Source organism: Chryseobacterium phosphatilyticum (assembly GCF_002899825.2).
Taxonomy (GTDB): Bacteria; Bacteroidota; Bacteroidia; order Flavobacteriales; family Weeksellaceae; genus Chryseobacterium; species Chryseobacterium phosphatilyticum.
This window is the reverse complement of the sequence record NZ_PPED02000001.1, coordinates 343,848-363,577: the sequence shown is the minus strand read 5'-3', so window position 1 is coordinate 363,577 and position 19,730 is coordinate 343,848. Positions and strand designations below refer to the sequence as shown.

The following is a 19,730-nucleotide window of genomic DNA, read 5'->3' as shown; positions in this document are numbered from 1 at the left end:
CTTAAATTCTAATCTAAATAAATAAGTTTACCATGTGAATCTCTTTTGCTTGAGATGCCCATATTACATATACAGCCACTTTTGCACATACAATCCTTGTGGGGTAAAATATGGTTATTTAAAGCGTAGTCGAAATTAAATGTTTTACCATTATCATTTTTACAAACATCACAAATATTCGGATTGTTTTTACCTATTATTACTACTTCAAGCAAAACTCCTTTTGATATTTCCTTGTTATATTTAATTAGTGCTTCAAAAAATAAAGCTCTCACATAAGTGCTGTCTTTACCCTTCTGTTCATTCTTAAGAAATTGCTCCATTTCAAAGTAAATATGCTGCAGTTTGTTAAAATCTCTGTCATTTTCTTTCACAATAGAATTAAACTTTCTCCAAATAAAATTTTTAAGTCCGTCTATATTATTAACATCCAATTTTAAGACTTGAAAATCTGTATTCAATTTCAAAGATTTGATTCCGAGTTTCTCTAATTTTGCGAAATACTTATCTTTAATCTTAGTGAATTTTTCAATATTTTTTTGTGTCATTTGTGTTCATTTTGTTAGATTATTTAGTAAAATTAAGGAATTTAAATAAAAAAGTGATCACAAATTAACGCAATCACTTTACTCATTTTCTACTGAAGCAAGCAGAAGAACCACTTACAAACCTTCTGCGAATTTAAGAACTATATCTTAAATAACCGTTGTTATTGGAGATCGGTTGGCTTAGGTGGCACAGGTATTTCTTTCTTAATTTCCTCTTGCATCTTGTCAACGTCCTTAATCCCGGCTTTCTCCATTGTTGCTTTCTGGCTGAATAGTTGATTTCCGTTAACTGACATTAGCATTTCATTGAACTTAACTTCGTTGTTTATAATGTAAGGAATTATAACCAGCTCTGCGTCCAGATCACTATTCCGGAAGGATGTATTCATTAGCTGAAAGAATGACTTCATAATTGACATTCTACCCTTCAATGCCGGCACATAGACACTCATCTTGTCTATTATCTTCAGGTGAGGCAGTTGCCATAGCTATAGAGAAAAACATTGATTTTGCCTTTTCTTTTTAAGCAGTATATTTACTCTATAGAAATCAGGAAGAAGTAGAAAGGCAGATTAAGCTTGCAAGCAAATGAGTTAGTTTTAAAAGAATCAAAAGTCAAGCATTAGATTTAAAACTAAATACAAAAGACGAAACAGAAGTTTACTGTAGTAAGATTGTAAAGCGTAAAATATAATAATGAATTATTATTTGTAAATTTAATAATCTTACTATCAACTACATAGTAAACAAAAAAGAGCTGTAAAACAAATTACAGCTCTTTTTTTGTGGAGAATACGGGATTCGAACCCGTGACCTTTTGACTGCCAGTCAAACGCGCTAGCCAACTGCGCCAATCCCCCCTTCTTTAAAGCGGTACAAAAGTAAGTATTTAAATGATATCTGCAAATTTTTTCTCAGTTTTTATGCTAAAATATCAGCAATTTAAGGACTCGAGTATTGTAAAGCCATTTTTAAAAGAAAAAAAATCACTCATAACAGGCATAAGCAATTATCATATTTCTATCAAGTCAAACAAAACTTTAATTATAATCTCTCTAAATAAATTTCTCTCCCACAATCACCTATATCTGTAACAAGCTGTAAATTAAAAAACTATATTCCTATCATATTATCAAAATAAAGAGCAAACCTCTTCATATTTCACTTTTATGAAGTCACTTCTTCAAGATTTAATACTCAATTCAAAAATAAATAGTCATCTTTGCAGCCTTAAAACTTAAACACGCTAGTTTATTTCATGAGCATTATTTTTAAAAAGCGTCTTCTTATAGCGCTTGTATTGCCTACGGCAGCCCTGTACTACGGGCAGAGTACGAAGGATTCTTTAGAAAAATCTAAATCTATTGATGAGGTGATGTTGGTGGGTAGAAACCTATCTCAAACAGCCAAAGAAAGAAAAACTCCTGTTGCAGTTTCCACAATCAAGGCTGCGGAAATTCAGGAGAAACTGGGAAACAGAGAATTTCCTGAAATCATGAAGTCTACTCCATCTGTGTATGTCACTAAAGTAGGTGGTGGTTTCGGAGACAGTAGAATCAACATGAGAGGTTTCGATGGAGCCAATATTGCAGTGATCATCAACGGGCAACCGGTTAATGACATGCAGGGAGGTACCGTTTACTGGTCAAACTGGACAGGATTGGCTGATATTGCCAGCAACATCCAGATTCAGAGAGGTTTGGGAGCTTCTAAATTTGTAGTTCCTTCTGTAGGGGGAACGATCAATATTGTAACCAAAGCTACTGATTCTGAGCAGAAAGCAATGATCAAGGCAGAAGCCGGTAACGACAACTACTCCAGATTATCTGCAATGTACTCTTCAGGGTTAAAAAATAAGTGGGGAACCACAGTATTGCTTTCCCGCTGGCAAGGTGACGGTTACATTAACGGAACAAAGGGTGAAGGTTATTCATGGTTTTTCTCTACAGGATTTAAGCCGAATGAAAAACACGCTTTCAACTTCATCGCAACGGGAGCACCACAAGTACACGATACAAGAAGGTCTTCTGCAACCGGAGCTAATGTAGCAACGTTACAACAATTTGAAACGTATGGAAGAAGATACAATCCACAAACAGGAATGTTGAATGGTTCTCAATTCAATTTAGCTCCTAACTTCTACCATAAGCCTATTGCTTCATTGAACTGGGACTGGAATATTAATGACAACCTGAAATTATCCACAGTGGTTTACGGTTCATGGGGACGCGGTGGCGGTGGTACCGGACTTAACGGTTCTATTAAAAACGCTAACGGGCAAACTATGAATTTCATGAATTATGGCCAGGGCGGAGACGGTACAATTAACTGGGATATGATTTCCCGTTATAACCAGGGAGGTATGGTAACCGATTACAATGGAAACAATTTCCAGAAAGGTACCTTTATTGCACCTGCAGGCTCTCCTAATGATTATAACGGACGCAATGTAGCCACTCTGAACGGAACCAATGGTATCGTAAGAAAACAAAGTATTAATGCTCATGACTGGTACGGAGTAATTGCAGACCTTAATTACAAAAAGAATAACTGGACTTTTAACGGAGGTATCGATCTTAAGACTTACAAAGGAGCTCTTTATGATATTGTTACTGATATGTTAGGATCAGATGCATTATTTGTTCCTGGTACAGCAAATGCTCCAAAGGGATATTATATTGACCGTACCGTAAAACCTGAACCCCTTGCTAAACTTGGTGATGCTCAAAAGGTATCTATACACAATGAAGGTTTAGTAAAATGGGCTGGTGTATATGGTATGGTTGAATATAGCAGTGAAAAACTAAGCGCATCTGTTCAGGGGTCAGTTTCCGAACAATACTATAAGAGAAAAGATTATATGTTGTATACTCCCGGAAATCAGGAAACCAAATGGTACCACAAAACAGGTTATATTGTAAAAGGAGGCGCTAACTACAACATTGATGAGCATCACAATGTGTTCTTTAATACAGGAGTTATTTCGAGACAGCCATTATTCAATGCATTGTTCCCATCAAACCAAAACATCTATAACGACGCAAAGAACGAAAGAATCTTCTCTATAGAGCTTGGATATGGTTTCAAATCCCGTTATGTAGATGTGAACATCAATGCATACAGAACGCAATGGGATGACCGATTTATTTCAAGAACATTCAATGCTACTGCGGCGGATGTTGCGAAATTCTCTCAGCTTCAGCTTGGAAATGCTTACTTCTATAATGCTCTGAATGTTGGCCAGGTTCACCAGGGAGTTGAATTAGAGGCAAAAGCAAGACCTTTTGCTAACCTTAGATTGAGAGGAATGTTGTCGTTAGGTAACTGGAAGTACAAAGGAAATGCAAACTTCAACATCCTTGATGTTCAGACCAACCAGGAAATATCAGGAGCGACAGGAATGATCAATATTAAAGATCTGAAAGTGGGAGATGCAGCACAAACAACGGCAAGTCTTGGATTTGATTATAACGTAACCAAAGCTTTCAGTATTGATGCCAACTGGGAATACTATGATAAGCTGTATGCACAATTCAACCCTATCAACTTCCTTACTGAAGCAGCCAGAGAAAAAGGGATTGTAAAATTGCCAAGTTATCATCTGTTTGACGTAGGAGCAAGCTACAAATTCGTGATCGATCAGAAAAAATCACTGACATTGAGAGCTAACGTTTACAACTTGTTCAACAAATATTATATTTCTGAATTGAGCTCAAACATCTTCGCCGGTGATAAAATCGCCAATGGCCCCGATGCAGGAAAAACCTACCAGGAAGCTGGCAGAGTATATCAGGGGGTAGCTGACGCCAATACAGGATTCCTTGGTTTTGGAAGAACCTGGTCTGTTGCAGCAACTTTAAGATTCTAAACAATATCATTTAAATAATGAATGAAGTGAACCCGCCGCTATTGGCGGGTTCTTTTTTTTAAATATATCTGCCACTCTTTCATTACGGGATTCCGCAAACAGCAATGGTTAAGTATTTTTATTTTTGCTGGAAAATATAACTCATCATTACATCTTATAAAAAATAAAACCAGCCATGAAGAAAATGTTCATTTACCTACTCATAACCACAGGATCTACCTTATTTTCCCAAGAAGTTGAAGGTTTAGGTCTCTTTAAATTGGGTAAATTCAAAGAAACACAAATAGATTCTATTGCTACAAAAAATAAAATTACCGTAGAAGATTGTGATAATTATAATTGTGAGTTACAAACCGAATACACATTACATATTAAAAGATTGAATGCTAACAAAGAGGAAACTTACAAAAGCCCTACTGAAGCAAGTTATTCTACTAACATAGCTGTTTATTCTTTAAATAATTACAATTTAAATGACAGGTATAAAAGTGATAGAATTACACTTTCTTTTTATAAATCAATATTATATAAAATAAGCATTAGCCGGCCTCAGACAAAACTTCTTGACGATCTGGAAATAAAATTTGGGAAAGGAGAATTAAAAAAACAGGAAAGCACTGATAAATGCAGAACGGGAGGACGTTCTATGGAATTACCATCATCTATATATACAAGAACATGGATCAATAAAAGCAGAAACTTTACTATGACATATATGCTTATGGATGGGCATAGCAGTGATTGTGAAGAGAGAGTAATAACATCACTATATCTTTTGGATAATAATATTTATACGATTGCAAAAGACGAGAATTATAACGAACGAAATAAATATCAAAAAATTATTGAAGAAAAGAAAAAAGAGAGTTTAAAAGATTTGTAAGTACACTCCAATAAAATTTTAGTATAATCATACATCAAGTTAACCTGCCACTATGGGTAGTTTTTCTGATCTTAAAATAAACTATTCAAAAAAAATAAACCATATATTAGCCAAAATAAAAAACTGAAAGTTGGCTACAAAAGTAGATATAGAAACAGTACATTATATCATAAGATATTTCCGAAACCTTATGACTGAAGACGAAAAGCTGGCTTTGAATTATCATATTTATACTTGTAAAAGTTCTGATAGTCCATATCTGAGAAATATGATGATAGAAAAGGGTTGGATAAGCACCGATCCTAAAATAGCTCATTTTCTCAGCAATGGCTATGAAGAATTTGAGCTCAATATAGCCAGACGAATCATGAATGAATTTTCCAAAAAAGTTTTTTTCAACAACTGCCCAAAATGTGATAAACTTGCCCGTACTCCTTACGCCAAACAATGCAGATATTGTGGTTATAGTTGGCATCATTTAATAGTTGCTCACTTTAAAATTAACAGTGTTTTTCAGGTTACCGGAAGAAAACTTTTCTTCATCGGACAAATTATAGATGGCAAAATCAAAGAAGGCCAACAAATGGATTTAAGAATATGGGGACTTGATAAAAAACTTAAAATTGAATCTATTGAATTAGCACTTAAACGACAAGACAAACAAGCCTGGGAAGACATTGCTCTTGGAACATCTGAGCTCACGGAAGAAGAGAAACAAGCCTTACAAAAATCAGGCAATTTTCCAAAAACAATTGATATTATTGAGAGTGATTTATAAATAGGAGCCATACTCCAAAGAGTACAGCTCCCGTTCCTGATCATTTATAGAAAACTACTCATTAAATGAGAATATAACGGTCCCACAAAAAGTTTTCAGCAATGAAATAATCTGTTACTTTTTACAAGATTGCCACCACTCTACAATATAACATGTTTCGTCAACCCCATTTCCATTTGGACAACATAATGTTCCTCCCTTGATTAATTTTAGCTGGTCCCTTTCTAGCTTTTGTACATTTTTCAGTGTCATTTTTTTTGTGTTCATGATTTCGTTGATTTGATGTTAATAATGAAGTATTGTTACTAATAATTTAGCGAAAATTACTTTGTAAATATAGGAATAATCAACTGTAAATATCACAATGTTTTGATATATTTCAAAACAATATGCTATGCCAGACACCCTACTCTGTAACCAATAATCTGCCTGCTATCTTATTCCAGAAGATGACTATATCTTTTGCAGATGTATTAATCTGTACAGATATTTATCTTGAATTTTTAAGCTGCAACGCTCTCTGATAAAAAGACTGACTCGCAAGTTTTTCCTCAGCCTCGTTAATAGCTGCCAGCAAATTGTTGTTATTATCAGCAATATTCCCCAATACCTGTGACATCAGTTCCCAAACCGGCTTCATCTTATTGATAAGCTCATTTCCTTTTGACGTCAGCATAAACATCCTTTTACGTTCATCATGTTTATCTTTTTCCCATTGGATCAGTTTCAATTTTTCCAGCTCTTTGAGGAGGGTTATTGTTGAAGGATGGGTATAACCAATTTCATTGGCAATCTCTACCACACTTGCAATTTTTTTTTGATAAATCGTAAAAATTACGGGAAACCATTTAAGTTCAAAATCAATTCCAAATGCTTTATAAATCAAAGCACCATCTTTTCTCAACTGCTCACTGAGCCGATGTAACCTCGTGGATATTGCAAGAATTCCTGCTTCGTTGATTACATTCATATCAGTTGATCTTTATATGGTAAAAAATATCATCGGCACTCATTAACGGAAATTTTGCAGGAAGTGTTTCTTTTTCAATTTTTGAAAATTCATTTCGCTCATAAAAACGCTGGGCTGCTTTCAATACATTGATGGTTCCCAAATAAATATCATGAATATTATTTTCCCGACAGAATGAAATTAAAATTTCCAATAAAATCTGTGCAATATTAAATTCTCTTCCTCTGAATTCTTTTTTAACAAACATCTTTCTGACTGCTCCTGCTCTTTCCTCAAATTTTACCAAAGCTATAGAGCCTACCAGTTCCCCATCGATAAAAGCCCCCCAGAAATTCCCTCCTGCTTCCTGATAAAAGCTTTCAATCTGTAAAAGATCAGGTTGATCCTGTATTGTAATCGGAATATTAAATTCCTTCTGCTGAATCGTCAGAATCAGATCAATGGCCTGCTCTGAATACGCATTACCTATAGGTTGAATCTCCAGTTTCATAGATTTTTATTTTAAGGTATAAAACTACGTAGTTAAATACATATATACAAATTGATTTTTATTTTTAAAAGAATTTAACACATTCTTTACGTAAAAACCCCTTGCTTTTCAAGCTCAATTCTCAATACTAAGCCGATAAACCAATACGTCTATCATAAAATAAAGTTAGAAAATTGACAATTTTTGACGGGCGGCCCTATTTTGAAAAATCTCACATACCTTAGTATTTTCCAAAAAACAACATTAAGATGGGTGACGGTTTCTGCATTTTATCATAAACTTTAATTCAGTTGTAAGCAATACATAAAAAAAAGCATTTTTTGTTTTTCAAAAAAAATCACAAAATAATGAATAATATTAATTATGACAATTTAAAATAATTAATAAATTGATGAAATCGCAATAAAAAATTAAAACGCTATAAAATTAATAAAATATAGTACAATTCAATGAGAATAATTTATATATTTGGATTATTAAATCAAAACAACACATTTATGAAAAATCTAAAATTATTCGTTATCGCATTTGGAATGCTGTCTCTTTCTTCATGTAACAGAAATGAAGAAGAGCAAAATACTCAGCAACCTAAACAGGAAAATCAAGCAAGGCATTCATTAGGAGCAGTACTGGTAGATGATAACACCTATAACTCGTTTACTAAAGTTGATGTAGAAGCATTATCAAAGAAATTAAAAGGCAAATCGGCTAATCTTGTGGTAGCCTCTCTTCCATCAAGTTATATTATTCCCAACACTCCTCAAATAGAAAATCAGGGACAGGAAGGCTCATGTGTTGCTTTTGCTACAGCTTATGCTGCTGCCAGTATTCTGGAGTATAATTTTAAAGGAGTAACCAGTCCAAGAAGCCCTGAATATGTATATAATCAAGTAAAAATAAGTGGATGCCCTAATGGAACTTATGTATCCAGTGGATTAAATTTAATAAAAAACCAAGGAGTCTGCAGCTGGAATGAAATGCCATATACAGATGCTGAGTGCTCCACACAACCAAATGCTGCTCAAAAAAGCGCTGCAAGTACACATAAATTTACAACCTGGGCCACTGTAGATAAAACCAATATCAATAATGTAAAGACACTTTTAAGCATGAATTTACCGATCGTTATTGCAATTACGGTAGATGGAAGCTTTGATAGTTTAAGTTCAGCAAGCAATTGGATATGGAAAAGCCATTCCGGTACTGTAAGAGGAGGTCATGCAATTTGCGTGGTGGGTTACGATGATTCAAAACAGGCTTTTAAAGTACAAAATTCCTGGGGTAAAACATGGGGTGACAATGGATTCTTCTGGATAGATTATGCCTTCTTTGCTAAGACAACAAAAGGAGCGATCAATGAATCTTATGTAGCCTATGTTGAATAAAAAATGAATTATAAAAATTAGTCGTGGCCGGAATACATTCCGGCCATTTTTTATTGTCTTTTTTTTAAACAAGAGAATGGAAACCGGGAACTGGAGAATGGAAGGTGTATCTGACATTCACTATGTGGAAACCTGATCATACATTTTACAAGAATAAAAAGAGTAATACTCTAGCCTTTTGTTAAACTTCTTGCTTCCAGTATCAAACTTATTCCAAAAAAAACGTGTGCCATTCCTGACACACGTTTATAATATTTACTGAAGTTACTGTTTATTTCCAGCCTCCACCGAGAGCCTGATACAGCTCAACGGCAGCCTTCATTTTGCTATATCTCGCATTGGAAATATTAAGCTCAGCATTCAATGAGTTCACACTGGCATTGAGAACTTCAAGATAATTGGCCATTCCGTAGTTAACCAACTCCTGAGAGTAGTCAACAGACTTTTTGTAGGCGCCGAGTTCCTTTTCTTTCAATTCAATAAATGAATCCTGTACCGAAAATACTCTGATGGCGTCAGAAACCTCTTTCCCTGCGGTAAGAACTGTTTTTCTGAAATTCAAATAAGCAGTCTCCTGATTAGCAAGGCTCACATCATAGTTCGTCTTGATCGTTCTCTTATTCAGAATAGGCTGTGCCAATCCTGCTACCACATTGGCAAATAATGAATTCACACTGAAAAGGTGATCAATATCCACAGATTGTACCCCTCCTGTTCCCGTCAGCTTTAAAGTAGGATAAAACTGAGCTTTCGCCGCGTTAGTCAATTCAAAAGCATTCATCAGGTTAAATTCTGCTCTCATTACATCAGGACGGTTAGCCAGTAATTGAGTGGGATATCCTAATTTTAAATCAATCGGAATATTCTGACTTTCTAAGGTAGACCTTGCAATTGTTTGTGAAGGCTGGCCCATTAAAAGGCTCATCGTATTTTCAAGCAATTGAATCTGCGTATCAATATCGATCAGTAAAGATTTTGCATTGAAAACAAGTGCTTCACTCTGTTGTACCGCTACTTCTGTCACCGTTCCTGAAATTTTTAACGCCTTAGTTGTCTCTAAGTTTTTTTCACGAACTGCAATCGTTTCTGAAATGATTCTCTTCTGAGCATCGAAAGTTAATAACTGATAATACGCAGAAGCAATGGAAGAGACAAGACTGCTTTTCACCGCTTTATGCGCCGCAACAGTTCCTAAATACGTTGCCAGCTGAGCTTTTTCCTGTGCTCTCAGTTTACCCCAGATATCTGCTTCCCAACCCAGACTGGCGGTAATATCAAATTGGTTTACATATCGTCTTTCCCCGATGATCTGTCCAAACTGAGTATTGATAGACTGGGTCTGGAAAGTATAGTTTGGGCCGATAGAAAGTGTAGGCTGATAAGCCGCTTTGCTCTGTTTCAGGTACGCTTCCGCAGAATTAATGCTCTCCAAAGCGATTCTGATATCCAGATTATTTTCCAAAGCTTTGGAAATATGTCCCTGAAGGATCGGATCTGTGAAAATTTCTTTCCAGGAGATATTAGCGATACTTGTACTGTCTGAAGGCAGGTTATCAGTACGGTAAAGCTTTTCGTCAACAACATTCTTTGGTCTTTCATATTCTTTTCGGGCCATACAGGATGAGATGGCTCCCAATATGAAGACGGAGAAAGTTATTCCTTTTATGATGTGTAATAAACTCTTCATTAGTTAAAATTGAAAGTTAGCATCCGGAAAGCAGAAGTCAGTTTTCAGACCTGACTTCTACAGTCCGAATCATTAATTTTTATTCTGCTAAATTGATCTCTTCTTTTTTGATAGGTTTGATCTTTTCCTGTAACGTTTCAAAGATTACGTACAATACCGGAATTACAAATAGTCCTAAAACAGTTCCTATCAATAGTCCGATTGCTGCACCCGTTGCAATAGATCTGTTACCCACAGCTCCAATTCCACTTGCAAGAACTAACGGCAATAGACCGAAGATAAAGGCGAATGAGGTCATCAGAATCGGTCTCACCCTGGCTTTAGCTGCATTGATGGCAGACATGACAATCGTCTCCCCATGATGTCTTCGCTGAACAGCAAATTCGACAATAAGGATTGCATTTTTCGCCAGTAGTCCAACAAGCATAATCAGAGCAATCTGGAAGTAAATATTATTTTCCAAGCCCATAATCTTCTGTCCGAAATAAGCTCCCATCACCCCAAGAGGAAGAGAAATAACAACGATCAGCGGAAGGATATAACTTTCATACTGTGCTGAAAGGATAAAGTAAACGAAGATCAAACTTAATCCGAAAATCAGAAGCGTCTGAGATCCTGAATTTAATTCTTCCCTGGTCAATCCGGTAAATTCTACTGCATAATTTTGATTCAGGGTTTCATCTGCCACCTGTTGTACCGCAGCAATAGCATCTCCGGAACTGTATCCATCAGAGTTGGCTCCTGTCACTTTCACTGAAGTAAACAGGTTATAACGGCTTACAGATTGTGGCCCATACGCTTTTTTCAATGTCACAAACTGTGAAATAGGAGACATGATACCGGAACCTGTTCTTATATAGAGTTCATTCAGATTTTCGATGTTCTTTCTGTTTTCAGGAAGTGCCTGAACCATCACTCTGAACTGTTTTCCATACTTGGTAAAGTCGGCGGTATAAATACCCCCGATATACCCTTGCATGGTAGCCAGAATATCATTTACAGAAACTCCAAGTTGTTTACTTAGAGGAACGTTAATTTCCATCTGGTACTGAGGATATTTTGTATTGAATGAAGTTTGGGCAAATTGAATTTCAGGTCTCTGCATGAGCTTACCGATAAACTCATTGGTTTTATTATCCAGATCAGCATATTCTCCACCTGATTTATCAAGCAATACCATTTCAAAACCAGCACTGTTACCAAATCCCGGTACACTTGGTGGTTGAAAGAATACCACTTTGGCATCAGGTACAGATCCTACAATTCCAAATAGCTTTTTGGTAATATCTTCAGAGGTCTGGCCATCTTTTTTCCTTTCTTCAAATGGCTTCAGTTTAACGAAGGCAAGACCATTATTACTTCCGTTTCCGGATAAAAATCCTCTACCTGTAGAAATCGTAACATTTTGTACTCCCGGAACTTTCAATGCTTTAGCCTGAAGTGTTTTCAAAGCATTATACGTTCTTTCCATAGAAGCTCCCGGAGGAAGTTGTACATCGGTAAAGATAATCCCTCTATCTTCAGTAGGCACAAATCCTTTCTTCATACTGCTGCTTGCCCAGAATAGAATACCTCCGGTAACCGCAAAAATAACCAGGGTTACCCATTTATGTCTTAACAGGAATACAAATCCCCTTCCGTAACGTTCAGTTGTTGTTTTAAAAGCAATATTAAACTTATAGAAAAACTTCTGTAGCACATTTAAGTTCTTATACTCTGCATGATGCGCTTCGTGAGGTTTCAGGAACAATGAACATAACACAGGACTCAACGTTAAAGCGTTAATTGCAGAAATGATGATTGCTATGATCAGCGTAATCCCAAACTGTTGGTAGAATACCCCTGTAGGACCAGTAATAAAAGTAACCGGAATAAATACTGCTGCCATTACCAAAGTAATTGAAATAATAGCTCCTGTAATCTCATCCATCGCTTCTACCGTTGCTTTCTTAGCATCAGAAATACCATGCTCCATCTTGGCGTGTACGGCCTCGACGACGACAATCGCGTCATCCACTACAATACCAATCGCCAGTACCAAGGCAAATAATGTTAACAGGTTTAATGAGTATCCGAATAGATTCAGGAAGAAAAACGCCCCTACAATAGATACCGGAACCGCAATGGCAGGGATCAGAGTGGATCTGAAATCCTGAAGGAAAATATATACCACAATAAATACCAATATGAAGGCTTCGATAAGGGTATGTACTACCTTTTCAATAGAAGCTTCAAGGAATTCGTTGGTATCAAAGTTAAAAGTATATTTAACTCCTTTAGGGAAAGTACTTTCCGCCGATTTCAGATATGTTTTGATATTTTTAATAATCTCCTGTGCGTTGGAACCCGGAGTCTGGAAGATCCCCATACTGATGGAAGGATTGTTCCCATTCTCCCCGATTCCCGTATAAGACTGGCCTGCCAGTTCTACTTTGGCAACATCTTTCAGCATCAGATTTTGCCCGTTTGCAAGAGATTTAATAATGATATTGTCGTACTGCTCTTTATCGTTGAATTTACCTACATACTTGATGATATATTCAAAAGAGCTTCCGCTGTTCTGACCAATAGAACCAGCAGCAGCTTCTCTACTCTGCTCGTTGATGGCATTGGTAACATCTGTAGGAGTTACACTGTAAGCAGCCATTTTTGCCGGATCCAGCCAGATTCTCATGGAGTAGTTTTTACCTCCGAAAACGTTGGCATCCCCAACACCATTTACCCTTTTCAGGTTGGGAATAATGTTGATATTCAAAAAGTTTTGAAGATATACGTCATCAAGATCTTTATTTTCAGAATAGAAAGACATATACATCAAGGCACTGGTCTGCTGTTTCTGTGTAACAACTCCCGATCTTGTCACTTCTGACGGCAAAAGTGGTGTAGCTCTGGCCACACGGTTTTGTACGTTTACCGCAGCAATATCGGGATCAATCCCTTGTTTGAAGAACACCTGGATCTGGGCAGAACCGTCATTTCCTGCAGAAGAAGTGATATAATCCATTCCTTCTACCCCATTGATCTGTTCTTCCAAAGGTACTACTACACTTTTCATCACCGTCTCTGCATTCGCTCCTGTGTAATTGGCAGAAACACTTACGGTAGGTGGTGCGATATCCGGATACTGGGTAACCGGCAACGAGATCAGCCCTAGTATACCGAGAATCACAATCAAAATTGAGATTACGGTAGATAAAACCGGTCTGTTAATAAAGTTTTTTATCATTAGAATTTCGGTTTTATTGATTGAACAAGACTATCCATTTTGATCGGTTTCGGTTTTACGGCTGTTCCTGGCTTCAAGCCTCCGATACCAGCTGCAATAACCCTTTCTCCTTTATCAACTCCTGATTTGATAAGAGCCATATTGTCGATTCTGTCTATGACATTAACCACAACATTTCTTGCAGTATCTCCTTTTTCTATTTTGTAGACATACACAATACCTTGTTGCTCATACGTCGCACTTTCAGGAACGACAAGCACATTATCATACCGTTGAGGGAATCTGATGGTTCCGCTGTTACCGTTGCTTAGCAGTTTCTGAGCATTGGAGAACCCAACTCTGAATTGTACTGTCCCGGTTGTAGGATCAATTTGACCTGTAATGGCCTCAATCCTTCCTTTTTCAGGATATAAACTTCCATTCGCCAGTTGAAGTTCAACCATTGGAAGATTTTTAATTTTCTCAGGCATCGAAGCACCTGGAGCTTTTTCAAGGAAATTAAAATATTCTTTCTCATTCATTGCAAAGTAGGCAAAGATCTGAGAAGTATCAGAGATGGTGGTCAAAGGAGTCTGATCAGACGGTCCCACCAAACTTCCGACTTTTAACGGAAGTCTTCCGACTACCCCTGAAATAGGAGCACGGATAATAGAATATTCAATATTAGCTTCTACTCCTTTATAATTGGCTTCTGCCTGCCTTTTTGCTGCGTGTGCCTGTTGCAGCTGAGCCTGAGTCTGAGCCAAATTGGCCTGAGCCGTTTGCAACTGTACGTTACTGATGATATTTTTCTGTACCAGCGGTTTAAGCTTGTTCACTTCAAGCTGGGCAGCATTTACTGAAGCCTGCGCTGCAGCAATCGTTGATTCAGCAGCTCCGATTCCTGCTTTGGATGCAGCGGCATTTTCATTAAGAATATTAGTTTCCAGACGGAATAATGGTTGCCCTTTGGTGACATATTGTCCTTCGTCAACTAATAACTGTGTGATATATCCCTGTATTTTTGCACGGACATCATTATTTACCCTACCCTGAATGGTAGCTGGAAAAGTCTGATATCCCACTATATTTTTTGACTCCACAGAAACAACAGGAAATGGCTTGGCGCCATCTTGTTTCGGAGCTTCTTTTTTGCAGGCAGTTAAAGAAAACGCTGCAATAGAAAGTATAACTAGCTTATTATTCATTTTATAGTTTATTAAGAGATTCCTGAATATTTTGTATGTTTTTGTTTAAGAGCGTTTTGTAATTGTCTATTCTTTCATTGTAACCATCGTCGTTATTTTTTTTAAAATTGTTTAAATCATCTAATAGTTTTAATTCGTCCTTCATCTTCTGGACAATTTTTTCGAATCGAATTTTCTTGTATTCGTCATTGATAAAAAAATAGCGTTTCCGCTCATCCATCTTATTATGATCTACGATGAGCTGAGCCTTTAATAGCAGTGAAATGCTTGTAGACACAGAACTTTTGCTCGCCGCAAGCACTTCAACAAACTCATCAAAAGTAATTCCTACTTTCTCATAGTCAAAAAGAAGGTAGGAATAGATTTTTGAAGCTAAAGGGGGTAAGCTAAACACGGAGCCATAGAATTTTACGGCATCCTGAAAAATTTTTTCATCAATTTCTATACTTTGGTGCATAATATAAAAATTTTGAGCAAAAGTAGAAATTAGTTCAGAACTAAACGAACAAACCTGATAGAGTTTATAAATACAGGCTGTTCTAAAAATTCAATTAAAATGGATTTAACTTTTTGCTTAAATTATAATCTTTTCAAAAGCTTTCCTCATGCCGTCTCTTAAAAGTACTTCTCCGCAATAGGAATACCCTTTCCCTTCGAGAATTTTCAACATGGCAATATTGTCATGGTTGGTATCTACTTTTACGCTTTGAATCCCGTGAGACCTTGTGAAATCCTCAATATGATCAAACAACTTTTTCACCATCCCCTGTCCGGCAAATTTTCCATCCACTGCAACTCTGTGAACAACAACAAATTCACCATCACTTAACCAGGCTCCTTCTATTTTACTGTAAGCAGGCTCATCATTTAAAATTAAAGCTGCATACACCCCTATTTCTCCATCTACCGTAAGGACATAACCAAACCCTTTAGTAATGTCACTTTCTACAGTTCCGGAATTAGGATATCCATTTTGCCATTGTGTGCTTCCGTCCTGCTTTCTCCTTTCAATTGATTGCTGAAGAATTTCCCAAATAATGTCTCTATCTTCAATCTCCGCTTTTCTTAGTTTAATTTCTGAATTCATTGTCTGTTAGATTTAGATTGAAAAAACATCAAAGGTTAAAGCAAAAGCCGCCAATATAAACTTAAAACTTTTCTTTGAAAATCTATTCAATCATTTAATTATTTAATCTTTAATAATTTAACGGTTATTTTTACCAATCAAAAAACCGAAAATTAATTTTAATTAATTTTCGGTTCGAAGTAGTAAAATTTAAAATTATGAAATTGTTTTATTGATTTTCATTTTGTTGGAGAAAAGCATCAATTATTTCGAATGCTTTTTTCTCATCATCCAGATCTACCATTACTTTCAAAGAAGTAGCCGTTGGCGTTGTGGTAAATGTAAGATAACTATTTTCAACTGAATTTGTAATTTGTGCATCATCCAATTTAGATTTAACCAACTGAATTTCTGAAGGTTTATCGCTTTCAAAAACTGATACTCTCGTGCTTCTTTCCATATCCTATATTGTTTGAGTATCTAAATATACAATGTTTTTTGGATAATTACAAATCTTTAGTTTTAAATTTTATTAATGTTATTTTCAATTTTATCCAGTGCCAATTGAATTTCTTCCTGGGTTACATTCAAATGTGGTCTGAAGCGTAAAGACTGATCACCACAAGGCAAAATGATTAATCCATCATTGAATAACTCATTCATTAAGTGGTTTCTTTGTGCCGCTGATGGCAGATCTACAGCACACATTAGTCCTCTTCCTCTGGCATTAGAAATTTTCTCAGGATATTTTTCAGCAAGGCCTTTTAAGCTTTCCAAAAGGAAATCACCTACAACTCTTGCATTTTCCACAAGGTTTTCTTTTTCAATTACTTCCATTACCAACTGGAAACGAAGCATATCGATAAAGTTTCCTCCGAATGTAGAGTTGATCCTTGAGCTTTCTCTGAAAACATTATTTGAAATTTGATCAAATTTCTCTTTATTGGCCAATACTCCACAAACCTGTGCTTTTTTACCAAAGGAGATGATGTCCGGTTTTGCAGTAAAATGCTGGAATGCCCACATTTTTCCTGTGATTCCGATACCGGTTTGAACTTCGTCGAAAATAAGTAAGATTTCATTGTCATCACAGATTCTTCTCAATCCCAGTAAGAATTCATCTCTGAAATGGTTATCTCCTCCTTCTGCCTGAATCGGCTCAATGATGATACAAGCCACTTTATCAGGGTTCATCAAAATAGCTTCTTCAATTTGTACTAAAGCCAGATTTTCATTTTTGATTGTTTCCTCCAGATTTGCTTCTGTAATTGGGAAAGTTAATTTTGGATTTAAGATTCTTGGCCAGTTAAACATTGGGAAATATTGATACTTTCTGGGATCTGAAGTATTGGTTAAACTTAAAGTATAACCACTTCTTCCATGGAAAGCTTGTTTGAAGTGAATACAGATTCCAGCTTCAGTCTGAAGTCCTTTTTCAAAGTTTTTGCGGGTCTTCCAGTCGAAGCATGCTTTCATGGCATTCTCCACTCCTAAAGTTCCGCCTTCGATAAAGAAAGCATATTGTAATTCTTCAGGAATAACCACTCTTTCGAATACTTCTAAAAAGTGTGCATATTCTTCTGAATATACATCAGCTAAGGTAGGCTTGTTAACGGCCATTCTTCCTAGCCATTCTGATCTTTCCACAAGATAAGGATGATTATATCCTACGGAAGCTGAAGCAAACATGGAGAACATATCCAGGTACTCTCTGTCTGTTAGTTTGTCGTAAAGCCACGATCCGTGTGATTTCTCAATATCCATCACAAAATCAAAACCGTCTGCCAAAACGTGTTTTCCTACTGTTTCTTTTACTTTATTTGCTTTTATATCTAATGTCTGTTCCATAATAAATTGATGTGTGATTTAATAAGTGAATGGTGAAGAGATCCCTGATGAATCTCTTCACCATTCGGTTATTAATTTTTGTTTTTTGTTTTTTAACGCTTCAAGTAAAGCTTTTATAGATCAAATTTAATACCTTGTGCTAAAGGAAGTTGAGCCGTGTAGTTTATAGTATTAGTTTGTCTTCTCATATAATACTTCCATGCGTCAGATCCGGATTCTCTTCCCCCGCCGGTTTCCTTTTCACCACCAAAAGCGCCTCCGATTTCGGCTCCTGAAGTACCAATATTTACGTTAGCAATACCACAGTCTGAACCTGCATGAGAAAGGAATAATTCTGCTTCTCTCAGATTTTGGGTCATGATTGCAGAAGAAAGCCCTTGCGGAACATCATTCTGAATGGCAATAGCTTCTTCTAATGTTTTGTATTTGATTAAGTATAAAATCGGTGCAAAAGTTTCGTGTTGTACAATTTCATAAGAGTTTTTTACTTCCGCTACGCATGGTTTTACATAGCAGCCGGACTCGTAGTCTTTTCCGGTTAAAACTCCTCCTTCAACAGCAAATTTACCGCCTTCTTTTTTACATTTCTTGATCGCTTCTTCGTACTGGTTAACAGCATCAGTATCTATCAATGGCCCTACATGGTTCTTTTCGTCTAATGGATTTCCGATTTTCAGCTGGCCATATGCTTTTACCAATCTTGTTTTCACTTCATTGTAAACGCTTTCATGGATGATCAGCCTTCTTGTTGAAGTACATCTCTGTCCTGCAGTTCCTACAGCTCCAAAAACAGCTCCTATGATCGACATATCGATATCAGCTTCTTTTGTGATGATGATGGCATTATTTCCTCCCAATTCAAGAATTGATTTCCCGAATCTTTCTGCTACTTTGGAAGAAACCATTCTTCCCACTCTTGTAGACCCAGTGAAAGATACCAGCGCAACTCTTTTATCATCCACCAGTTTTTGTCCGATTTCGTGGTCAGCTACTAATACACTTGAAATTCCTTCTGAAAGATTATTTTCTTTTAAAACTTCATTCATAATATTCTGGCATGCAATCGCACAAAGTGGTGTTTTCTCAGACGGCTTCCAGATGGTCACGTTACCACAGATCCATGCTAACGCTGTATTCCAAGACCATACTGCTACCGGGAAGTTGAATGCTGTAATGATTCCTACTACTCCAAGCGGATGGTATTGCTCATACATTCTGTGTCCCGGTCTTTCTGAATGCATTGTATATCCCTGAAGTTGTCTGGAAAGTCCCACAGCAAAATCACAGATATCAATCATTTCCTGTACTTCTCCTAGTCCTTCCTGCAATGATTTACCCATTTCATAAGAAACAAGTTTACCAAGATCATCCTTATATTCTCTTAATTTTAGACCCAGTTGTCTCACAATCTCTCCTCTTTTAGGAGCCGGGATCAACCTGAATTCCTGAAATGCCTTTTGAGCAGTTTCAATTACTTTGTCATAATCACTTTCTCCGGAAGTCTTTACTTTAGCAATCAATTTCCCATCTACGGGAGAAATGCTTTCAATAGTCTTTCCTGAAGCGAAATATTTTCCGCCTGTAGAAGTGCCTTTATTTTCAGCTTTAATCCCAAGATTCTTGAGTGATGTTTCGATTCCGAAATCCTTTACTTTTTTTGACATAAAATCTTACTTTTCGTTCTCTCTAAAGATAAAAATATTATGCGAACCTCAAAACTTTAATTTTTAGCCTGTTTTTTATTTGGACTAATTATAAACATGCTTATCTTTGCAGGGTAATCTTTTTGATATT

The 19,730-nt window shown here is 36.4% G+C and carries 17 protein-coding genes and 1 tRNA gene; 4 read left to right on the top strand and 14 right to left on the bottom strand.

Features of this window, described 5'->3' with window-relative positions:
• Positions 1-8: 8 nt before the first annotated feature.
• The 3 genes from C1631_RS01615 to C1631_RS01605 all read right to left on the bottom strand — a co-directional run bounded on the left by C1631_RS01615 (position 9) and on the right by C1631_RS01605 (position 1,408).
• Complete coding sequence (locus tag C1631_RS01615) at positions 9-548, bottom strand: hypothetical protein (protein ID WP_109709993.1); 540 nt, start codon at positions 546-548, stop codon at positions 9-11.
• 161 nt (positions 549-709) lie between these two features.
• Complete coding sequence (locus tag C1631_RS01610) at positions 710-958, bottom strand: hypothetical protein (RefSeq protein ID WP_109709991.1); 249 nt, start codon at positions 956-958, stop codon at positions 710-712.
• A 376-nt stretch (positions 959-1,334) separates the two neighbouring features.
• Positions 1,335-1,408, bottom strand: a tRNA-Ala gene (locus C1631_RS01605).
• 398 nt (positions 1,409-1,806) lie between these two features.
• On the opposite strand from C1631_RS01605, the gene C1631_RS01600 reads away from it, so the two are divergent.
• The 3 genes from C1631_RS01600 (at position 1,807) to C1631_RS01590 (ending at position 6,077) form a co-directional block, all read left to right on the top strand.
• Positions 1,807-4,416, top strand: a complete 2,610-nt coding sequence (locus C1631_RS01600; RefSeq protein WP_109709989.1) for a TonB-dependent receptor — start codon at positions 1,807-1,809, stop codon at positions 4,414-4,416.
• Positions 4,417-4,591: 175 nt separating this feature from the next.
• Positions 4,592-5,299 (top strand): hypothetical protein, encoded by a 708-nt coding sequence (locus tag C1631_RS01595; RefSeq protein WP_103249819.1) that lies wholly within the window; start codon positions 4,592-4,594, stop codon positions 5,297-5,299.
• 268 nt (positions 5,300-5,567) lie between these two features.
• On the top strand, positions 5,568-6,077 hold the full coding sequence (locus tag C1631_RS01590) for a hypothetical protein (RefSeq protein WP_123966556.1): 510 nt from the start codon (positions 5,568-5,570) through the stop codon (positions 6,075-6,077).
• 114 nt (positions 6,078-6,191) lie between these two features.
• On the opposite strand, the gene C1631_RS23915 is transcribed toward C1631_RS01590, so the two are convergent.
• The 3 genes from C1631_RS23915 to C1631_RS01580 form a co-directional block, all read right to left on the bottom strand.
• Positions 6,192-6,344 carry a hypothetical protein gene (locus C1631_RS23915; RefSeq protein ID WP_165828217.1) on the bottom strand — a complete coding sequence of 51 codons (153 nt, stop codon included), beginning with the start codon at positions 6,342-6,344 and terminating at the stop codon, positions 6,192-6,194.
• Positions 6,345-6,567: 223 nt separating this feature from the next.
• Complete coding sequence (locus C1631_RS01585) at positions 6,568-7,047, bottom strand: winged helix DNA-binding protein (RefSeq protein WP_109709987.1); 480 nt, start codon at positions 7,045-7,047, stop codon at positions 6,568-6,570.
• Position 7,048: 1 nt separating this feature from the next.
• Positions 7,049-7,537, bottom strand: a complete 489-nt coding sequence (locus tag C1631_RS01580) for a GNAT family N-acetyltransferase (protein ID WP_109709986.1) — start codon at positions 7,535-7,537, stop codon at positions 7,049-7,051.
• A gap of 497 nt (positions 7,538-8,034) precedes the next feature.
• On the opposite strand from C1631_RS01580, the gene C1631_RS01575 reads away from it, so the two are divergent.
• Positions 8,035-8,922, top strand: coding sequence for a C1 family peptidase (locus C1631_RS01575; protein ID WP_165828216.1), 888 nt, complete (start codon positions 8,035-8,037; stop codon positions 8,920-8,922).
• Positions 8,923-9,193: 271 nt separating this feature from the next.
• On the opposite strand, the gene C1631_RS01570 is transcribed toward C1631_RS01575, so the two are convergent.
• The 8 genes from C1631_RS01570 to amaB all read right to left on the bottom strand — a co-directional run bounded on the left by C1631_RS01570 (position 9,194) and on the right by amaB (position 19,600).
• Positions 9,194-10,609, bottom strand: coding sequence for an efflux transporter outer membrane subunit (locus C1631_RS01570; RefSeq protein WP_109709982.1), 1,416 nt, complete (start codon positions 10,607-10,609; stop codon positions 9,194-9,196).
• Between the two features lie 79 nt (positions 10,610-10,688).
• Positions 10,689-13,835, bottom strand: coding sequence for an efflux RND transporter permease subunit (locus C1631_RS01565; protein ID WP_109709981.1), 3,147 nt, complete (start codon positions 13,833-13,835; stop codon positions 10,689-10,691).
• A complete protein-coding gene (locus C1631_RS01560) occupies positions 13,835-15,022 on the bottom strand; it encodes an efflux RND transporter periplasmic adaptor subunit (RefSeq protein WP_109709979.1) in 1,188 nt (395 codons plus the stop codon). Before C1631_RS01560 ends, C1631_RS01565 begins: the two co-directional genes overlap by 1 nt.
• Position 15,023: 1 nt before the next feature.
• A complete protein-coding gene (locus tag C1631_RS01555; protein ID WP_109709978.1) occupies positions 15,024-15,479 on the bottom strand; it encodes a P-loop NTPase family protein in 456 nt (151 codons plus the stop codon).
• Between the two features lie 117 nt (positions 15,480-15,596).
• Positions 15,597-16,109: a GNAT family N-acetyltransferase gene (locus C1631_RS01550; RefSeq protein ID WP_109709976.1), complete on the bottom strand. Its 513-nt coding sequence runs from the start codon at positions 16,107-16,109 to the stop codon at positions 15,597-15,599.
• A 208-nt stretch (positions 16,110-16,317) separates the two neighbouring features.
• On the bottom strand, positions 16,318-16,548 hold the full coding sequence (locus tag C1631_RS01545) for a DUF2007 domain-containing protein (RefSeq protein WP_109709974.1): 231 nt from the start codon (positions 16,546-16,548) through the stop codon (positions 16,318-16,320).
• Between the two features lie 62 nt (positions 16,549-16,610).
• Entirely contained in the window at positions 16,611-17,936 is a 1,326-nt protein-coding gene (lat, locus tag C1631_RS01540) for an L-lysine 6-transaminase (RefSeq protein WP_109709973.1), read from the bottom strand.
• A 113-nt stretch (positions 17,937-18,049) separates the two neighbouring features.
• On the bottom strand, positions 18,050-19,600 hold the full coding sequence (amaB, locus tag C1631_RS01535; RefSeq protein ID WP_109709971.1) for an L-piperidine-6-carboxylate dehydrogenase: 1,551 nt from the start codon (positions 19,598-19,600) through the stop codon (positions 18,050-18,052).
• Positions 19,601-19,730: the final 130 nt, after the last annotated feature.